The sequence below is a fragment of the Tatumella sp. UBA2305 genome, from assembly GCF_002345795.1.
GTDB lineage: Bacteria > Pseudomonadota > Gammaproteobacteria > Enterobacterales > Enterobacteriaceae > Tatumella > Tatumella morbirosei.
In genome coordinates, this window is record NZ_DDVT01000020.1 from 202,807 (window position 1) to 221,190 (window position 18,384).

At 51.4% G+C, this 18,384-nt stretch carries 14 protein-coding genes; 9 read left to right on the forward strand and 5 right to left on the reverse strand.

Annotation, left to right across the window (positions count from 1 at the left end; all coding sequences use genetic code 11):
* Positions 1-81 precede the first annotated feature (81 nt).
* Positions 82-1,119 carry an AraC-like transcriptional regulator QhpR gene (qhpR, locus tag B3Z23_RS13430; RefSeq protein WP_414716494.1) on the forward strand — a complete coding sequence of 346 codons (1,038 nt, stop codon included), beginning with the start codon at positions 82-84 and terminating at the stop codon, positions 1,117-1,119.
* Here qhpR and B3Z23_RS13435 read toward each other — a convergent pair.
* Together B3Z23_RS13435 and sbcD are read right to left on the reverse strand one after the other, a co-directional pair.
* On the reverse strand, positions 1,116-4,799 hold the full coding sequence (locus B3Z23_RS13435; protein WP_294910916.1) for an AAA family ATPase: 3,684 nt from the start codon (positions 4,797-4,799) through the stop codon (positions 1,116-1,118). The genes qhpR and B3Z23_RS13435 overlap by 4 nt on opposite strands.
* On the reverse strand, positions 4,796-6,034 hold the full coding sequence (gene sbcD / locus B3Z23_RS13440) for an exonuclease subunit SbcD (protein ID WP_294910918.1): 1,239 nt from the start codon (positions 6,032-6,034) through the stop codon (positions 4,796-4,798). The genes B3Z23_RS13435 and sbcD overlap by 4 nt, the downstream gene beginning before the upstream one ends.
* A 248-nt stretch (positions 6,035-6,282) precedes the next feature.
* Here sbcD and phoB point away from each other — a divergent pair, with 248 nt between their 5' ends.
* The 5 genes from phoB (at position 6,283) to proY (ending at position 12,788) form a co-directional block, all read left to right on the forward strand.
* Entirely contained in the window at positions 6,283-6,972 is a 690-nt protein-coding gene (phoB, locus tag B3Z23_RS13445) for a phosphate response regulator transcription factor PhoB (protein ID WP_038018579.1), read from the forward strand.
* 14 nt (positions 6,973-6,986) lie between these two features.
* Positions 6,987-8,303: a phosphate regulon sensor histidine kinase PhoR gene (phoR, locus tag B3Z23_RS13450; RefSeq protein ID WP_294910920.1), complete on the forward strand. Its 1,317-nt coding sequence runs from the start codon at positions 6,987-6,989 to the stop codon at positions 8,301-8,303.
* Positions 8,304-8,535: 232 nt separating this feature from the next.
* Complete coding sequence (locus B3Z23_RS13455) at positions 8,536-9,639, forward strand: cobalamin-independent methionine synthase II family protein (protein ID WP_294910922.1); 1,104 nt, start codon at positions 8,536-8,538, stop codon at positions 9,637-9,639.
* A gap of 392 nt (positions 9,640-10,031) precedes the next feature.
* Complete coding sequence (brnQ, locus tag B3Z23_RS13460; RefSeq protein ID WP_294910924.1) at positions 10,032-11,351, forward strand: branched-chain amino acid transport system II carrier protein; 1,320 nt, start codon at positions 10,032-10,034, stop codon at positions 11,349-11,351.
* Between the two features lie 66 nt (positions 11,352-11,417).
* A complete protein-coding gene (proY, locus tag B3Z23_RS13465) occupies positions 11,418-12,788 on the forward strand; it encodes a proline-specific permease ProY (protein WP_294910925.1) in 1,371 nt (456 codons plus the stop codon).
* A 39-nt stretch (positions 12,789-12,827) separates the two neighbouring features.
* Here proY and B3Z23_RS13470 read toward each other — a convergent pair whose 3' ends face one another.
* Positions 12,828-14,126: a mechanosensitive ion channel family protein gene (locus B3Z23_RS13470; RefSeq protein WP_294910927.1), complete on the reverse strand. Its 1,299-nt coding sequence runs from the start codon at positions 14,124-14,126 to the stop codon at positions 12,828-12,830.
* Positions 14,127-14,196: 70 nt separating this feature from the next.
* On the opposite strand from B3Z23_RS13470, the gene B3Z23_RS13475 reads away from it, so the two are divergent.
* Positions 14,197-14,370: a hypothetical protein gene (locus tag B3Z23_RS13475; RefSeq protein WP_294910929.1), complete on the forward strand. Its 174-nt coding sequence runs from the start codon at positions 14,197-14,199 to the stop codon at positions 14,368-14,370.
* Positions 14,371-14,710: 340 nt separating this feature from the next.
* Here the strand turns inward: B3Z23_RS13475 and B3Z23_RS13480 are convergent, their stop codons facing one another.
* Both B3Z23_RS13480 and B3Z23_RS13485 read right to left on the reverse strand, forming a co-directional pair.
* On the reverse strand, positions 14,711-15,313 hold the full coding sequence (locus B3Z23_RS13480) for a peroxiredoxin C (protein WP_294910930.1): 603 nt from the start codon (positions 15,311-15,313) through the stop codon (positions 14,711-14,713).
* A gap of 108 nt (positions 15,314-15,421) precedes the next feature.
* Complete coding sequence (locus B3Z23_RS13485) at positions 15,422-16,003, reverse strand: ACP phosphodiesterase (RefSeq protein ID WP_294910931.1); 582 nt, start codon at positions 16,001-16,003, stop codon at positions 15,422-15,424.
* 102 nt (positions 16,004-16,105) lie between these two features.
* Here B3Z23_RS13485 and queA point away from each other — a divergent pair, with 102 nt between their 5' ends.
* Together queA and tgt are read left to right on the forward strand one after the other, a co-directional pair.
* Positions 16,106-17,176, forward strand: coding sequence for a tRNA preQ1(34) S-adenosylmethionine ribosyltransferase-isomerase QueA (queA, locus tag B3Z23_RS13490; protein WP_294910933.1), 1,071 nt, complete (start codon positions 16,106-16,108; stop codon positions 17,174-17,176).
* A gap of 79 nt (positions 17,177-17,255) precedes the next feature.
* Positions 17,256-18,380, forward strand: a complete 1,125-nt coding sequence (gene tgt / locus B3Z23_RS13495; protein ID WP_038018607.1) for a tRNA guanosine(34) transglycosylase Tgt — start codon at positions 17,256-17,258, stop codon at positions 18,378-18,380.
* Positions 18,381-18,384 lie beyond the last annotated feature (4 nt).

Consider the following 18,384-nt stretch of genomic DNA (forward strand, 5'->3'; position numbering starts at 1 on the left):
GCATAGATCTGTGCAGTTTCGGCAATCCGGAGAGGCACAATGGAACAACCGATAGCACTGTTGCACAGCACTTCGCAGGCGATGTCCGGTCTGATGGCCGGTAATCGCGGCGTACTGGCGGCCGCGGCCACCGGGCTGAGTGATTTTATTACCGGCCAGGGCGGTGATGCCGACAGAATCTTCGGGTTGAGTGGTGTCGATCCTGAATTGCTGAGTAGCCCGACGCTCAGCCTTGGACTGGTGAACTACTGCCGTGTGCTGGAGGAGGCTGCACGTCATTCCGGGACCGATAATTTCGGGCTACATTATGGCCGTCAGTTTAAACCCCAGTCACTGGGGTTGATTGGTTATATTGGGCTGTGCTCTCCGACGCTGGAAACAGCGCTGAATAATGTGGTACAGGCATTTCCCTTTCACCAGCACGATACGCTGGTTCGCCGTACCGATAAAGGGGATTACTGGCGGCTGGACTACCAGGTGCGTCACGGAGCAATTCTGAGTCGCCGGCAGGACGCGGAACTGACACTGGGTATGTTTATGAATCTGATCCGCCATGGGGCGGGGCAGCACTGGGCACCCCGCGAAGTTCATTTTGAACATTCCCGTCCGGAAAACTGGCATGAGCACTGTAAAATCTTCGACGCACCGGTCTATTTTGATCAGCCATACAATTCACTGATTATCGCCAAAAGAGATCTGCAACGCAGTATGCCGGATAACGATCCGATGCTATTGATGGTGATGCGGGATGCTTTGCAACGACTGAATATTACCCGTGACAGCCAGGGGCTGACCGGAAAAGTTCGCGCGGCGATCCACCTGTTGCTAAGCAATGGTGAACCCGTGCTGGAGGAGGTAGCCGAAAGTATGGGGGTATCCGCGTGGACGCTGCAACGCCGGCTACGTGAGCAAAACGTCAGTTTCTCCGGGTTAGTGGACAATGTGCGTAGTGAACTGGCCACCCATTATCTTCAGCAAAAATCGTTGTCGGTTTCATCAATGGCTATGCTACTCGGTTACTCGGAAGTCAGTGCATTTTCGCGGGCCTGCCGCCGTTGGTTTGGTATCAGCCCACGGCAATGGCGCCGGCAGGAGACCCGGCCGGCGGAAATGGCTTAGCCTGGACCTGTTGGCAGCTCCAGTTTACTGTAGCCCAGCCCGTTGACCTTGATAACGCGGATTTGCAACGGGATTCGCTCTTTCATGGCCTCTACATGGCTGATGACCCCGATGGTTTTACCGCTGGCGTTCAGGCTGTCCAGCGCATCCAGAGCGACATCCAGTGTCTGCCCGTCCAGAGTGCCAAACCCCTCATCCAGAAACAGCGACTCAATGCGATTTTTATCGCTGACCAGATCTGACAATGCCAGCGCCAGAGCCAGACTGACCAGAAAGCTTTCGCCGCCTGACAGTGTGCGGGTATCACGCTGATTATCTGCCTGCCAGGTATCAATGACCGACAGCTCCAGAGCATCCGTTGCCTGGCGTTGCAACAAATAGCGGCCATGTAGCCGCGCCAGCTGCTGATTAGCCAGCCACACCAGATGATCCAGTGTCAGTCCCTGAGCAAAGCGACGGAATACCGATCCGGTTGCTGAGCCAATCAGCCGGTTAAGATGATCCCAGTCGGCCAGTAACCGCTGCTGTTGGCTGATTTGCGCCAGTAACTGTTGCTGATGCTGCCGGTAGCGGTTATCCGCGTGCAGCCTTTCCCTGATCTCTCCCTGCTGATGCAGATTTTCTTTCAGTTGCTGATGTAATGTCTGTTGTTTTTGCTCCAGGACCGCACTCTCTTGTTGGCTTAGTTCCGGACGTTGCAACAGATGCTGCTGTTCGGCTTCAATAGCCTGATGCTGCAGAATATCGGTCTGACGCAGTGACTGGTCCAGTTGCTCCAGTTGCTGACGAAGTGTAGTGGCTTGATGTTCGTCCAGCAGGGCATCGCTGAATGCCTGACGGTTGCTGAATCCCTGCTGTTGCAGAGCAGAATCGAACTCTCGCTCAGTATCTGTGGTTTGTGCACTCAGGCGAACGATTTGTTGTTGCAACTGGTTGTGCTGGCCATTGTGCAGGCTGAGCTGATCCCGGGCCTGTTGCCATTGCTGTTGCAGATTGCGTACCTGTTGTTCCTGCTGCTGTAGTTGGTCATGCATCGTCTGGCGGGCGGTACTGACCTGCTGATTGCCAAACAGTTGCTGCCGCTGTCGGCGCAGTTCCTCCAGTGCAGTCAACTGCTGTGCGGTGGTCTCTTCTGCCTGCTGTACGGCGTTTTTCTGCCGGGTAAGCTCCTGTTGCAGACTTTCCAGCAGAGACGTCAGCCGGATATGTTCAGATTCACTGTCACGGAGTTGTTTTTCATTCTGCTGCCAGTCATCCCAGAGCTGATGTTGCTCTGAAAACCATTTTTCCGCGTTATTACTCTGTTCCGGCAGCTCCAGAGAATACTGGCGAATATCAGTGCGCAATTGTTCAGAGCGTTCAGCGGCCTGTGCCACGGCCTGACGGTGACGTTCACTTAGCTCCCGACTCTTTTTCTGACTATTGTCCAGTTGCTGATTCAGCAAACTTAATTGTTGTTGATGTTGCTGTAATTTCTCCCGGCAGAGATACATCGCTTCCCGTGCCTGTTGACAGGCCTGCACAGCCGCTTCACGTTGCTGTAACTGTTGACGGGTTACAGCTTCCTGCTGGTCGAGGGTTTGAATCTGTTGCTTAAGTGCGCTTTGGTCACTGAATTCGATATTGATGTGGCTGCTGAGGGTCAGTTGCTGCCATTCCCGGCCCAGGGTTTCCAGCTCAGTGCCCAGCGTATTGATCTCTGTTTGCAGTTGCTGAATGCGCAGTTGTGCCTGCGTTAGCGCAGTTTTCTGTTGGATACCCTGTTCCTGAAGTGTGGCAACACTCTGCTCCAGGCGTTTCTTTTCCTGCTGATTTTCATCCGGCTGTAAGTGGCGATAGTGTTCCACCGACGGATGTTCACAGGACCCACAGAGCGGGCAGGGCTGTCCGGCAGTCAGTTGGTCACGTAATACCGAAAGATTGGCAATTTTAGCCTCAAGTTCACACAGTGTGGTGACGGCCTGCAATTGCTTTTTCTCCGTCTGATAATGACGACGAAATTGTTCGAGCGATTGCTCATCGCTGGCGATTTGCTGGTTTAACCGCGAGTGTTCCTGCCGCAGACGATCCTGTTGCTGTTGCAGCGGGGCTGCTTTTGAGGCCAGAAGTAACAGTTGCTGGAGGAGATGACGCTGTGTCTGAGAATCTTCAAGCGAGTGACGTAATCCGGCCGTGGCGGCTTCTGCTTCCAGTGCCTGTTGCTGTTTTTCACGTAGTTTAAAAGCCTCAGTAGCCACGGTTTCATCATTTTGTCGCGGCTGAATCTGTTGGCTCAGTTCTGTCAGTGACTTTTGCAGTACGGCGGTCTGTTGCTGATGTTCCTCTAATTGCCGGTCAGTTTCCAGTACATCCTGTTGTTGCTGTTGCCACCCGGTCAGACGGTGTTGCCAGAGCTGTAAATGCGCGCCATAGCTGGCAACCCCCTGGTGAGTTTCCCGCCATTGTTGCCATTGCTCTCTCTGCAGGCCGAGTGCTGCTGATTGCTGAACAACGGTGTTGTGCTGCTGAATTAACGGTGCCAGTTGTTGCTCAAGTGAGTTCAGTTGCTGGCGACTGTGATCGTACTGCTGCTGTCCGGTGGCAATTTGCTGGTCCAGTGGGATTACCTGCCCGGTCAGCAGTGTTTCCTGTTGTTGTTGCTGTTTCCGCAACTGCTGAAGCCCGGATTCAGCCTGTTGATACTGATTACCCGACTGTTGTTGTAATGCTTCGGCGTGGTTCAGTTGTTGCTGAGAGGCGAGTTGCTGAGCCGTGAGTTGCTGCTGTTCCTGCTGCTGGCGTAGCAGTTGCTGCCAGATGCCCCGCACTTTTTCTGCCGGTTCACTGGTGGCCAGACGTTGTCTCTGAGGGGCGGCCTGCTGCCATTGCAGGGTCATTGCCTGATGTTCCTGCTCACGCTGCAGGCGTTTTCCGGTCAGTAACTGATGTTGCTGCAGCCATTGCTGTGCCTGACTAATCAGCAGGCTCTCCTGTTGCAGTTGCTGTTCCTGTTGCTGCAGGTCCGTCTGTTGCCGGCTAAGCTTCACGCGGGTGTCTTCATCCAGTAACAGGACGCCGGAAGCACCGGCTTGCAGGTTGTCCAGTTGCTGACGTAACTGCTTGTGCTTTTCGAATACTGCCTGGGATATTTGTCCGTAAATTTCGGTGCCGGTCAGCTCTTCCAGCAATTCTGCCCGCTCTGCAGAAGGTGCATTTAAAAAAGCGGCAAACTGCCCCTGAGATAACATCATGGAGCGGGTGAAGCGCTGGAAATTCAGCCCTGAAAGTTGCTCAGTGATCCGCAATTTATCCTGTATTTTGTCAGCGACAATAACATTATCTTCGCAGCGCGCCAGCTCAACCCGTGGGGGCTGAAGTTTACCGTTGTGCTGGCCCCGGGCCCTGTTCTGGCTCCAGAAGGCCCGCCAGGCCTGGCCTTTAATTTCGAATTCGACTTCTGCCAGGCACTCACTGGTGCCGCGTGACATCAGTTCGTTCTGGGCTGGGGTGACAGGGCCGAGCCGTGGCGTCTGGTGGTAGAGCGCGAGGCAAATAGCATCCAGCAGGGTAGTCTTACCCGCGCCGGTATCACCAGTGATGGCAAACAGGCCATTACCGGCGAAGGGGGACTGACGAAAATCGATAGTCCATTCGCCACGCAAAGCATTAAGGTTTTTGAACCGCAGGCTCAGTATTTTCATTTGCAGTCCTGCTCCTGTCCGGCATGCTGTACCTGTTCCAGAGTTTGCAGGTAAAGGGTGAGCAGCCGCTGGCGATCCGCTTCCGGTAGTTGTTGTTCCAGCTCAAGACGACGCATAAACACCTCTTCTGCCGTTAATTCATTCAACGTTTCATTCTCCATCCGTTGAATACCTGCCGTCGAACGTTCACGACTGCGGCGTAACAGTAATACTTCGGCCGGCTTGCCGGAGACTAAAGCTTCAATACGTTGTTGTAAGTCACTCAGATAGTCCTGTTGCGTGACCTCAATATCCAGCCATACCGGCCGGCCGCTGTCATCGCTGGTCAGCGCATTGATCTGTGTTTCAATCTCTTCCAGTGAACCTTTCAGGGTCTGCATGGGCTGAAAACAGGGGATCGGCAGAGTGGTCACCGTCAGTGGCTGACCGGGACCACATTCGACCAGACAGACACTCTTCTCTGTACCAGGTTCGTCGAAACTCAGTGCAATCGGTGAACCGCTATAACGAATATGCGTTTGCCCGCCGACCTGTTGTGATCGATGGATATGCCCCAGAGCAATATAATCGGCGGGAGGAAAGGCGGAGGCAGGGAAAGCATCCAGACTACCGATATAGATATCCCGTACGGATTCGCTGCTACGGGTACCCAGCGCTGTCAGATGTCCGGTGGCTATCACGGGTAATTCAGGTTGCCCCAGTTCAACCCGCAATCTGAGTGCGGCGTCATAACACTGCCGGTAGTGATCAGTGATGGCCTGCAACAGGTTTTGTTGTTTCTGCTGGCTATTCAGCCCGGCCTGGCTTAACTGAATATCCCGGGGACGCAGATAGGGGATGGCACAGAGCACAGCCCCGGGATTCTGCTGCTTGTCGCGAAGAATCACCAGTTGATTGCTGATGTCTGTGCCGGCACTGGCGATCACCTGGGTATTCAGGCACGCAAGCAGTTCCCGTGATTCGTTGAGCATCGCGACCGAATCATGATTTCCGGCCAGAATGATTAACTGACAACCGGTCTGCTGTAATGCAACGACAAAGTGATTGTATATTTCACGGGCATAGCTGGGGGGCGAACCGGTATCAAATATATCGCCGGCAACGATCAGGACATCGATCCGGAGGTCGGTAATTTGCTGCAATAACCAGTCGAGAAAAGACTGATGTTCGTAAGCCCTGCTACGGGTATAAAAAAACTGACCCAGATGCCAGTCAGAGGTATGGATAATTTTCATAATGCTCCCGGTTTCACCCTGCTGAACGCAGTATACCTGTTGCCGGCTCCCGGATAAAAAAAGAGTCATGGTGACGGTGATGAGGACGCGCGGCGGGGCTGTGAGATAATCCAGTCAGCCAACATCCACCAGTTTTTATGACATGATTGCAGAAAATTAGCTGGCTTTTATTCATAAAACTGTCATAAAACTGACTCATAATGGCGCCGCAACTTCGGAAATACCCGAAGATATTCGCTGGAGAAACAATGGCTAAACGCATTCTGGTCGTAGAAGATGAGGCTCCGATTCGCGAAATGTTATGTTTCGTTCTGGAGCAGAATGACTATCATCCCATCGAAGCTGAGGATTATGACAGCGCTGTAAAAAAACTGATCGAACCCTGGCCCGATCTGATTCTGCTGGACTGGATGTTACCCGGCGGCAGCGGTATTCAGTTTATCCGCTACCTGAAAAAAGAAGCGATGACCCGGGATATTCCGGTGGTCATGCTGACAGCCAAAGGGGAAGAAGAAGACCGGGTTCGGGGGCTGGATGCCGGTGCTGATGACTATATGACCAAACCGTTCTCACCGAAAGAACTGATTGCCAGGATCAAAGCGGTGATTCGTCGTATTTCACCGACTGCAGATGATGAACTGATTGATATTCAGGGACTGACACTGGATCCAACCTCGCATCGTGTCATGTCAGGGGAAACTCCGGTAGAAATGGGACCCACGGAATACAAATTACTGCATTTCTTTATGACTCACCCTGAACGGGTCTACAGCAGGGAACAATTGCTGAATCATGTATGGGGAACGAATGTTTATGTGGAGGACCGGACGGTAGATGTCCATATCCGTCGTCTGCGTAAAGCACTGGAATTTACCGGCCATGAGCGTATGGTACAAACAGTCCGTGGTACAGGATATCGGTTCTCTGCCCGTTTCTGAATGGAGTGTCATTCGTGCTGGACAAACTTTCGTGGCGCACCCTGTTATTTGAATTTCTGCTGGTCTGCCTGGCAGGTGGTGTGGCCGGGCTAATGACCCGGCAGTTAGCCTGGTGTCTGCTGCTGGCGGTGGTGGTATTACTCTTCTGGCATTTTTTTCAACTGATGCGTCTGTCACACTGGTTATGGGTCGACAGAACCATTACCCCGCCTACCGGCAAAGGAAGCTGGGAACCGCTGTTTCATGGCCTGTATCTGATGCAGGTGCGTAACCGGCGAAGACGCGGAGAGTTGCGTGATCTGATTAAACGCTTCCGCAGTGGTGCTGAATCGCTGCCGGACGGCCTGATCCTGACCACCGAAGAGGGCAATATCTTCTGGTGCAACGGGCTGGCGCAGCAATATCTCGGATTACGCTGGCCGGAGGATAACGGACAAAATATCCTTAATCTGCTCCGCTATCCTGAGTTTTCCCGTTACCTGCAGGCAAAAAGCTTCGAAACCCCACTGACTCAGCTGCTGAATAACGGACACCATATGGAGTTCCGGATCATGCCCTACAGCGAAGGGCAGTGGTTGATCAGTGCCAGGGATATGACTCAGATGCGACAACTGGAAAATATGCGGCGTCACTTCTTTGCCAATGTCAGCCATGAACTGCGCACACCACTCACGGTGATCCAGGGATATCTGGAGATGATGGAAGATAGTCAGCTGAAGGATAATATTTACTTCAGGGCGGTGGGGACAATGCAGGAACAGTCCCGGCGCATGGAGGGACTGGTTAAACAGCTGATGACCTTAACCCGAATCGAGGCAGCCCCCGCACTGAACATGAAGGAGGTTGTCGATGTTCCGGCAATGCTGCATATGTTGCAGCAGGAAGCCGAAACCCTCAGTCAGGGACGTCAAAAAATCAGTTTTTCTATTGATGAAAAGCTGCGGGTGTACGGTAACGATGAACAGTTACGCAGTGCCATTTCTAACCTTATCTATAACTCCATCAATCATACCCCAGAAAACACCCAAATTGAGATTATCTGGAAACGCACAACTGACGGGGCATATTTTTCGGTGTCCGATGATGGTCCGGGGATTGCCGAAGAACATATCCCTCGTCTGACCGAACGTTTCTATCGGGTGGATAAAGCCAGATCACGTAATACCGGTGGCAGTGGTCTGGGTCTGGCGATTGTGAAACATGCGCTGGGTCATCACGGAGCCAGGTTATCCATCACCAGTGAGCCCGGATATTGTACCTGCTTCAGTTTTTCTCTGGCTGCACGGATGATTGTTCCGGCGAATACAGCCATTGCTGTCTCCGGCGCATAACCCGCTTTCACCGCAGAGGCCTCTCTGCGGTGAAACTGTGGCTGATTGCCTATTATCCTCCGCAGAAGATTACCCGTCGCTTTTACACACCAGATGAAATAAATTCATGAGGAATGAATTATATTCAATTGTCAGGCTGATTTTCTCATGCCACCCTGAAAAAATCACATAAATAGCCGTCTGGATGGCTTAAATAGATTCGCCGGTCCACTCCGGCATCAGGAGAATAATTATGCAAAGAACAGAGGCACCGTTTCGCGCGGATATCGTCGGGAGTTTTCTGCGTCCCGAAGCGGTAAAACAGGCTCGGATAGACTTTTCAGCGGGTCGTCTGGATGCGGAAGGACTGCGTAATGTTGAAAACGATGCAATTCGTGAAGTCGTTGAGCAGCAACAGGCTGCTGGTTTACAGGTAGTGACCGACGGCGAGTTTCGCCGCGCCTGGTGGCATTTTGATTTTTTCGACGGCCTGGAAGGGGTCGAACCTTTCGAAGCTGACCAGGGTATTCAGTTTAACGGGGTGCAGACTAAGGCTCGTGGTGTGCGGGTCACCGGAAAACTGGGTTTTGGTGAGCACCCTATGCTGGAGGATTTTCGTTTCCTTCACAGTATTGCCGGTAAAAGCGTGGCGAAGATGACTATTCCCAGCCCGAGCGTGCTGCATTTCCGTGGCGGGCGCAAATATATTGACGAAAGTGTCTATCCTGATCTGGCTGAATATTTCGATGATCTGGCCACGACCTGGCGTGATGCGATTCGTGCCTTTTATGATGCAGGATGTCGATATCTGCAGCTCGACGACACTGTCTGGGCCTATCTCTGTTCAGAAGAGCAGCGTGCACAGGTCAGAGAGCGGGGGGATGATCCGCAGGTGCTGGCAGCGACTTACGCACAGGTACTGAACAAAGCATTGATTGGTAAACCTCATGATCTGACGATCGGTCTGCATGTCTGCCGTGGGAATTTCCGTTCCACCTGGATCTCTGAAGGAGGATACGAACCGGTCGCGGAAATCCTTTTCGGTCAGGTCAATGTCGATGCGTTTTTTCTGGAATATGATAATGAACGATCCGGCGGGTTTGAACCGTTACGCTTTATTAAACCCGGACATCAGCAGGCAGTGCTGGGATTAATTACCACCAAAGACGGGATACCGGAAGATCCTGCCCGCGTGAAGGCACGTATTGCCGAAGCGAGCCAGTACCTTAGCCTCGACCAGATTTGCCTGAGTCCACAGTGTGGATTTGCTTCCACCGAAGAGGGCAATAGCCTGACTGAACAGCAGCAATGGCAAAAAGTCCGCAGTGTGGTGAGTATTGCCAGCGAAGTCTGGTAATTTAACGCGAAGTTGTACTACATAAGGCGCAATATTTGCGCTTTATGTGTACGCTTCATAGGATAATTGCATGGATAGACCCTCCGCCGGACAAATAATAAACAAATCATCCTCCTTGTATAAACCATAATCCACTTATTTCCACTGCTTTTCACTCTGTATGCGGCATTTCATACTGGTTTTCTGATCTGATATTGCCTTTCTTCGCTATAAAAGTTTTACTTATGACCGTTATCATTCAGTCCCGGTGAAAAAAAATAATCCTAATTTCACCCGGCTTTGCGGATCGAGCCTGTTCTGATCCCGCAATTCAGGTGAGTCATGACTCAGGGGGGAATGATTACCAAACCCAACTTCCAGATACTTTCAGCACATGACGTGCAGAGTAATTTATGACTAAAAGTTTAACTTCAAAAGATATCCTTGCGCTGGGCTTTATGACATTTGCCCTGTTTGTTGGCGCAGGTAATATTATTTTCCCACCGATGGTGGGTATTCAGGCCGGGGAACATGTCTGGACTGCGGCAATTGGTTTTCTGATTACGGCAGTAGGCCTTCCGGTACTTACAGTGATAGCACTTGCCAGAGTGGGCGGGGGGATTGATTCCCTCAGTTCACCTATTGGTAAGGCGGCCGGTCTGGTGCTGGCCACCGTCTGCTATCTGGCCGTTGGCCCGTTGTTTGCCACTCCGCGTACCGCTACCGTTTCTTTCGAAATTGGTATTGCGCCGCTGGCGGGAGACGGTGCCGTCCCTCTGCTGATCTACAGCCTTATCTATTTCGCGCTGGTGATCCTGATTTCACTCTATCCGGGGAAACTGCTGGATACCGTCGGCCATTTCCTGGCGCCACTGAAAATCGTCGCCCTGGCTATTCTGGGTATTGCCGCCATTATGTGGCCGGCAGGCGGTGAAATTCCGGCGGTAGAGGCTTATCAGAATGCCGCCTTCTCGAACGGTTTCGTCAATGGTTATCTGACCATGGATACCCTGGGAGCGCTGGTGTTCGGTATCGTTATTGTTAATGCAGCCCGTTCCCGTGGTATTGAAGACCGGGGGTTGCTCACCCGCTACACCATGTTGGCTGGGATTATTGCGGGTATCGGTCTGACACTGGTTTACCTGTGCCTGTTCAAACTGGGTTCCGGTAGTGGTCACCTGGTGGCTCAGAGCTCAAATGGTGCAGCAATCCTGCATGCTTATGTCCAGCAGACCTTTGGCAGTGGTGGCAGCCTGTTCCTGGGGGCACTGATTTTTGTTGCCTGTATGGTGACTGCCGTAGGGCTGACCTGTGCCTGTGCTGAGTTCTTTGCGCAACTGCTGCCATTATCTTATCGGACGCTGGTATTTAGTCTTGGATTGTTCTCCATGGTGGTGTCTAACCTGGGACTGAGCCATCTGATTCAGTTGTCTATCCCGGTACTGACCGCGATTTATCCACCTTGTATTGTGCTGGTATTGCTGAGCTTTACCGTGCGCTGGTGGAATAAAAGCGCCCGTATTGTTGCGCCGGCCATGCTGATAAGCCTGTTGTTTGGAATAGTTGATGCAGTGAAAGGCAGTGAATTTAAAGACTTGCTGCCAGGATTCTGTCAGAATCTGCCGCTGGCCGATCAGGGATTATCATGGCTGCCACCGACACTGGTCATTGTTCTGGTGTGTGTCATTGTTGACCGGGTGAAAGGAAGCCAGCAGGTAGAAGTACGTCAATAATCACTGCGATTGACAGGTAAACCACGGGCCCGCCCGTGGTTTTTCTTTTTACAGGTACAGAGTGTTATGCAAAATAAAAATCAGCTTAGCCGCGGGCTAACCACACGACATATTCGCTTTATGGCACTGGGTTCTGCCATCGGGACCGGATTGTTTTACGGATCAGCCGATGCTATTAAAATGGCTGGCCCGAGTGTGTTACTGGCCTATGTGATTGGCGGGGCCGTGGCCTACATCATCATGCGCGCGCTGGGCGAAATGTCGGTGAATAATCCCAATGCCGGCTCATTTTCCCGTTATGCCAGAGATTATCTGGGCCCGATGGCCGGCTATATCACCGGGTGGACTTACTGTTTTGAAATTCTGATTGTCGGTATTGCTGATGTGACCGCCTTTGGTGTCTATATGGGAATCTGGTTCCCTGACGTCCCGCAGTGGATTTGGGTACTCAGTGTGGTGCTGATTATCGGTGCGATTAATATCATGAGTGTAAAGATCTTTGGCGAAGTCGAGTTCTGGTTCTCATTCTTTAAAGTCGCCACCATTGTTATCATGATTCTGGCCGGACTCGGCATGATTATCTGGGGGATTGGCAACAATGGTCATCCGACAGGTGTCAGTAATCTTTGGAGCCATGGCGGATTTTTTGCCCATGGAGTGACCGGTATGCTGCTGTCGTTGCAGATGGTGATGTTTGCCTATGGTGGTATCGAGATTATTGGTATTACCGCCGGTGAGGCTGACAAACCGGAAAAATCTATCCCGCAGGCGATCAATTCTGTCCCCTGGCGTATCCTGGTTTTTTATGTCGGGACGCTGTTTGTCATTATGTCCATTTATCCGTGGAATCAGGTGGGAACCAACGGTAGTCCGTTTGTACTCACTTTCCAGCACCTGGGGATTGCCGCGGCAGCATCATTGCTTAATTTTGTCGTTATCACCGCCTCTCTGTCGGCGATCAACAGCGATGTTTTTGGCGTAGGCCGGATGCTGCATGGTATGGCAGGCCAGGGTGATGCGCCGAAAGCCTTTATGTCGGTCTCAAAACGCGGTACGCCGTGGCTGACAGTGGTTGTCATGATGGTTGCATTACTGATTGCGGTGTTGCTCAATTATCTGATGCCAGAAAAAGTGTTCCTGGTGATAGCGTCACTGGCAACTTTTGCGACGGTCTGGGTCTGGATTATGATCCTGTTGGCGCAGATTGGCTTTCGTAAAAAAATCGGAGCCGAAGCTGCCGGTAAATTACAGTTTCCGTTGCCTGGCGGGTCGGCTATGTCAGTCGTGGGAATTTTGTTCCTGGTATTTATTATCGCCATGATTGGCTACTTCCCGGATACCCGCTTATCACTGTATGCCGGTGCGGTCTGGGTTGTGTTACTGCTGGTGGGTTACCGGTGGGTAAGAAAAACAGATACGGCGACGGGCAAGCCCTGAACCCGACAGCCAGACCGGATACCCGGTCTGGCAGGTTTTTCAGGAAGCGGTTGGCCCTTGATTTTCAGCGACTGGCGGATTGACCGCGGCAGCTATTTCAACGCCAAAAGCACGCATGTCACTACCAGTCGGGCTCTGATGCACCCGCAGGCCAAATGACGGTAACGCGGCATAGATATAATCAAAAATATCACTCTGAATTTGTTCGTACTCCGTCCAGACCGTCGTGTTGGTAAACGCATAAATTTCTATCGGCAACCCATTTTCGGTCGGCGCCAACTGACGGACCATCAGTGTCATCTCCTGATGAATTCGTGGATGGATACGTAACCAGTTTTCCAGCCAGATTCTGAAAGTACCGACATTGGTTAACGCCCGGTAATTAAGGGGAGACCGACTGCCTTCTGCATTGGCTGCATTCCACTGTGTCACTTCCTGACGTTTTTTCTCCAGATAAGGTACCAGCAGATGAGCCTGGCTCAGTTTTTCGGCTTCCTGTTCAGAAAGAAAATGAATACTGGTGGTATCAATATTCAGGCTGCGCTTAATTCTGCGGCCACCGGATTCTGACATACCGCGCCAGTTTTTAAACGAATCAGAAATCAGGGCATAGGCCGGAATAGTCACAATGGTATTATCCCAGTTGCGGACCTTGACCGTAGTGAGATTGATATCAATCACCGCGCCATCGGCGCCATATCTCGGCATATCCAGCCAGTCGTTAATTTTGAGCATATCGTTCGCTGCCAGCTGGATTCCGGCGACAAGACCAAGGATCGGGTCTTTAAATACCAGCATCAGCACGGCAGTCATGGCGCCTAAACCGGTTAACAGCACTCCGGGAGATTTACCCAGCAGTACCGAGATCATCAGGATGCTTATCAGGATGGCAGCAACCAGTTTCACACTCTGCAGAATACCCCGCAGTGGCAGTTGACTGGCCAGCATACTTCTGGCGGAGACATACTGCACCACGTCCAGTAGCGAGAAACCAATCAACATGGTGTAAAGAATGGTCCAGAGTTCACCTGCGGTCATCATTGTATTGAAGACCGGAGTATTACTGTCCAGCAGGATTTGGGTCAAAAACTGGAATAAAATCCCCTGTAACAACCAGGCGACCCGGTGGAAAAGTTTATTGCGTAGCAGTGCTTTTGGCCACTGGTGTGGGCTTTTTTCTGCACGCCGCTTAAACATTGGCAGCAGGCATTTATGCAGGATCAGATGGATAATCAGAGAAATAAAAACAATGGCTATTAACACTGCCACCACCGCCAGAATATTGGTGTAATGCGTCAGTCCTAAAGCCTCAAGCCAGTCCGTAATTTGTTGTTGCATATGTCTCCCTGTATATGTGTTATTTCTTACCCTTAAGCTTAAAGTTTTTGCAGGAGAAGTGCGAATTACTGTGGCAGATACCGCCCGCAAATACATATCTTTACTGTTGCAGGCCGCGGGTATTATTGGCCTGTCAGTCACAGGCTATGTTATCAGGATGACAGTATTACCGTTGCGGTGTGTCGCTCTGACCCTGTTGGTTCGACTACCCCCGGCGATACCCTTCATGGCCTGTTCAGTCTGAATGTCGTCACCGACATCTTTTCAGATTATTTTTATTTGCTGGTTGTGGCTGGTACGTGGGGTTTTCACCTGGCAGTTGCTGCATCATTGGCGATAAACAGGTCAAAGGCAGGCAATTTTTCCAGTCCGGCGGGGTGGCTGGCACTGTCATAGCCAGTGCGAATAAAGAGCATAATTAATCTCTGGCAGGTAATCCTGTCGCGGTGGCGCTAAAAACATTCCCCGGAAACGAACTGATTTATTCGCAGAACAGGGTAGGGCGGCTAAGCACACTGAATCAGCGCTGGCGAGGGAGAAGAGGAAAAAAATAACCCGCCGTGGCGGGTTATTTAAACGCAGTATTACAGCTTGCCAGCGTTAGCTGTCAGGTATTTAGCGACGCCTTCAGGTGAAGCGCCCATACCTTCCTGGCCTTTTTCCCACTGTGCAGGACAAACTTCGCCATGCTCTTCGTGGAATTGCAGCGCATCAACCATACGCAGCATTTCATCGATGTTACGGCCTAATGGCAGATCGTTAACCACCTGATGACGTACCACACCCTCTTTATCAATCAGGAACGAACCGCGCAGTGCAACGCCTGCGTCCGGATGTTCGATACCGTATGCCTGCTGAATTTCACGTTTGATATCCGCAACCATCGCATATTTTACCGGACCGATACCGCCATCGTTGATAGAGGTGTTACGCCATGCGTTATGCACGAACTCAGAATCGAAAGAAACACCAACTACTTCAACACCGCGTTTCTGGAATTCAGCATAACGCTTGTCGAAGGCGATCAGTTCGGAAGGACAGACAAAGGTGAAGTCCATTGGCCAGAAGAACAGCACAACAGGTTTACCTGCGGTGTGTTTTTTAAAGTTGAAATCTTCAACGATTTCACCGTTGCCGAGTACGGCAGCAGCCGTAAAGTCAGGGGCCTGACGGGTAACCAGTACCATAATCACTCCAATCGCTTAGGGGTTAAAAACACTGACGATGCTGCTGTCAGCGATCACAACAATTATCTTGTTATTCGCAGACAAGAGTATGACAGCAGCAACGCAGTTTTACAGCCTTTTTTCTGTGGCTGAATGCATCAGTCGTGGATAAAACCGGGAAAAAAGCCGTTCCAGTACGGCGTAGTTATCCACAAAATCCTGATAGGATTGCTGTAATTTCGCAAGCTTTGGCCGTCTTCTTGCCATACCTTGTAAAACCACCTCCAGCCGTTCAGGCCGGGCATATTTCTCCAGCCACTGCTCCGGCCACATCAGTTCATTCAACTCACGAAAGTCTGGCGGAGTGTGCTGCAGATACGGACGGATCTGTTGTTCTGCCAGACGACAAAAATCAGCCAGTGAACCTTGCGGATGATATTTGTCCCAGTCCCGGGCCAGGAAATGATCCCAGATAACATCCAGGGTAATGGAAGATACCCGACGCGTTTCTTCACGGAACAGTTGCCGGGCTTCACGGACTTCAGGTAACTGATCGGTCAGACTGTCCAACCGGCGGTGTAGCCTAATACCGTCAGCAATCGCGGCATCCCACTGTAAGGTCGGGTCACCACGGACAAAATCGGCCATCAGATTTCCCAGCAGGGAACTCTGTGACAGGCTGGCAAGATGAAGGTGGGCTAGAAAATTCATGCTGCATTATAGGCAAATATTTAGCTGAACAGCCAGTGGTTCAGTAATGGCCGCTTTTCCGCTACACTATGTCGCCTGATTTTTTGCCCGGAATAATCCGCCATGCGCGTTGCTGATTTTAACTTTGACCTGCCAGAATCATTAATAGCCCATTATCCACAGCCAGACCGCAGCAGTTGTCGTCTGCTGTCACTGGATGGCCCGACGGGTGAGATCTCCCATGGGATATTCACTGAAGTACTGGATAAGCTTAATCCCGGCGATCTGCTGGTATTTAACAATACCCGGGTGATCCCCGCGCGGGTGTTTGGTCGTAAAGCCAGCGGTGGAAAGATTGAAGTGCTGGTTGAGCGCATGCTTGATGAGCACCGTGTTCTGGCCCATGTCCGTGCTTCCAAGTCACCCAAACCGGGGAGTGAACTACTGCTGGGGGATGATGAGAGTGTCAAAGCGACGATGGTTGCCCGTCACGATACCCTGTTCGAAATTGAATTTGCGGATGAGCGGGCGGTGCTGGATATCCTGAATCAGGTGGGGCATATGCCTCTGCCTCCCTATATTGACCGTCCGGACGAAGCGTCAGACCGTGAATTGTATCAAACTGTGTACAGTGCCCGCCCGGGAGCCGTGGCTGCACCCACAGCCGGTCTGCATTTCGATGAGCCGTTATTGCAGGCTCTGCGCGATAAAGGGGTTGAAATGGCTTTTGTCACCCTGCATGTCGGGGCCGGGACGTTTCAGCCGGTGCGGGTCGACAGTATTGAAGACCATAAGATGCACTCTGAATATGCGGAAGTCCCGCAGGATGTGGTCGATGCCGTTCTGGCCTGTAAGGCCCGTGGTAATAAAGTGGTCGCTGTGGGGACCACGTCTGTCCGTTCTCTGGAAAGTGCGGCACAGGCTGCCAAAGAACAACTAATTGCACCATTTTTTGATGATACTCAGATTTTCATTTATCCGGGCTATCAATACCAGGTGATTGATGCTCTGATCACCAACTTTCATCTGCCGGAATCCACTCTGATTATGCTGGTGTCGGCCTTTGCCGGTTATCGCCAGACGATGGAAGCCTATCGCCAGGCGGTGAAAGAGCAATACCGTTTTTTCAGCTACGGTGATGCCATGTTTATTCGTAAAAACCCTGCGGCTGCTGAGCAGACGATCGGGGAGTAGGAAAACCGGCCGGTTAAATACCGGCCATGATCAGGATGTTTAACTGTTAACATCAGACTGTGTCTCTGGTGGAGGTTTTGTGAAGTTTGAATTAATGAAAACCGACGGACGTGCGCGTCGTGGCCGGTTAGTGTTTGACCGTGGCGTGGTAGAAACTCCGGCGTTTATGCCGGTGGGAACCTACGGCACAGTAAAAGGAATGACTCCGGAAGAAGTTAAAGACACCGGAGCACAGATTATCCTCGGCAATACGTTCCACCTGTGGCTACGTCCGGGCCAGGAAATTATGAAGCTGCATGGTGATCTGCATGATTTTATGCAATGGCAGGGGCCGATTCTGACCGACTCCGGGGGCTTCCAGGTCTTCAGTCTGGGCGATATTCGTAAAATTACCGAGGCCGGTGTCCATTTCCGTAACCCGATCAATGGCGATCCGATCTTCCTTGACCCGGAAAAATCGATGGAAATTCAGTACGACCTCGGTTCTGATATCGTGATGATTTTTGACGAATGTACGCCATATCCGGCGGACCGGGATTATGCAAAACGCTCCATGGAAATGTCCTTACGCTGGGCAAAACGTAGCCGTGATCGTTTTGACTCGCTGGGTAATAAAAATGCGCTGTTCGGTATTATTCAGGGAAGTGTTTACGAAGATTTACGAGATGTCTCAGTTAAAGGGCTGGTAGAGATAGGATTTGATGGGTACGCTGTGGGCGGTCTGGCGGTCGGTGAACCGAAAGAAGATATGCACCGTATCCTTGAACATGTTTGTCCGCAGATTCCTGAAGACAAACCTCGTTATTTGATGGGGGTGGGTAAACCACAGGACCTCGTCGAAGGGGTACGTCGCGGCGTTGATATGTTCGACTGTGTTATGCCAACCCGTAATGCCCGTAATGGTCATTTATTTGTGACCGATGGTGTGGTGAAGATTCGTAATGCGAAGCATAAAGATGACACCTCGCCACTGGATGCGGAGTGTGACTGTTACACCTGTCGTCATTACAGTCGTGCATATTTGCATCATTTGGACCGTTGTAATGAAATTTTGGGTGCGAGACTGAATACTATTCACAATTTGCGTTACTATCAGCGTCTGATGGCGGGTTTACGTAAAGCTATTGAAGACGATAAATTAGAGCACTTTGTGGCTGATTTTTATCAAAGGACGGGGAAAGACGTCCCGGCTCTGAACGTTTGACTAT

Excerpts from the sequence above, each read along its gene's own strand:
- qhpR (WP_414716494.1), top strand. The coding sequence starts at position 82 with ATGTCCGGTCTGATGGCCGGTAATCGCGGCGTACTGGCGGCCGCGGCC.
- B3Z23_RS13435 (WP_294910916.1), bottom strand. The coding sequence starts at position 4,799 with ATGAAAATACTGAGCCTGCGGTTCAAAAACCTTAATGCTTTGCGTGGC.
- sbcD (WP_294910918.1), bottom strand. The coding sequence starts at position 6,034 with ATGAAAATTATCCATACCTCTGACTGGCATCTGGGTCAGTTTTTTTAT.
- phoB (WP_038018579.1), top strand. The coding sequence starts at position 6,283 with ATGGCTAAACGCATTCTGGTCGTAGAAGATGAGGCTCCGATTCGCGAA.
- B3Z23_RS13455 (WP_294910922.1), top strand. The coding sequence starts at position 8,536 with ATGCAAAGAACAGAGGCACCGTTTCGCGCGGATATCGTCGGGAGTTTT.
- brnQ (WP_294910924.1), top strand. The coding sequence starts at position 10,032 with ATGACTAAAAGTTTAACTTCAAAAGATATCCTTGCGCTGGGCTTTATG.
- proY (WP_294910925.1), top strand. The coding sequence starts at position 11,418 with ATGCAAAATAAAAATCAGCTTAGCCGCGGGCTAACCACACGACATATT.
- B3Z23_RS13470 (WP_294910927.1), bottom strand. The coding sequence starts at position 14,126 with ATGCAACAACAAATTACGGACTGGCTTGAGGCTTTAGGACTGACGCAT.
- B3Z23_RS13480 (WP_294910930.1), bottom strand. The coding sequence starts at position 15,313 with ATGGTACTGGTTACCCGTCAGGCCCCTGACTTTACGGCTGCTGCCGTA.
- B3Z23_RS13485 (WP_294910931.1), bottom strand. The coding sequence starts at position 16,003 with ATGAATTTTCTAGCCCACCTTCATCTTGCCAGCCTGTCACAGAGTTCC.
- queA (WP_294910933.1), top strand. The coding sequence starts at position 16,106 with ATGCGCGTTGCTGATTTTAACTTTGACCTGCCAGAATCATTAATAGCC.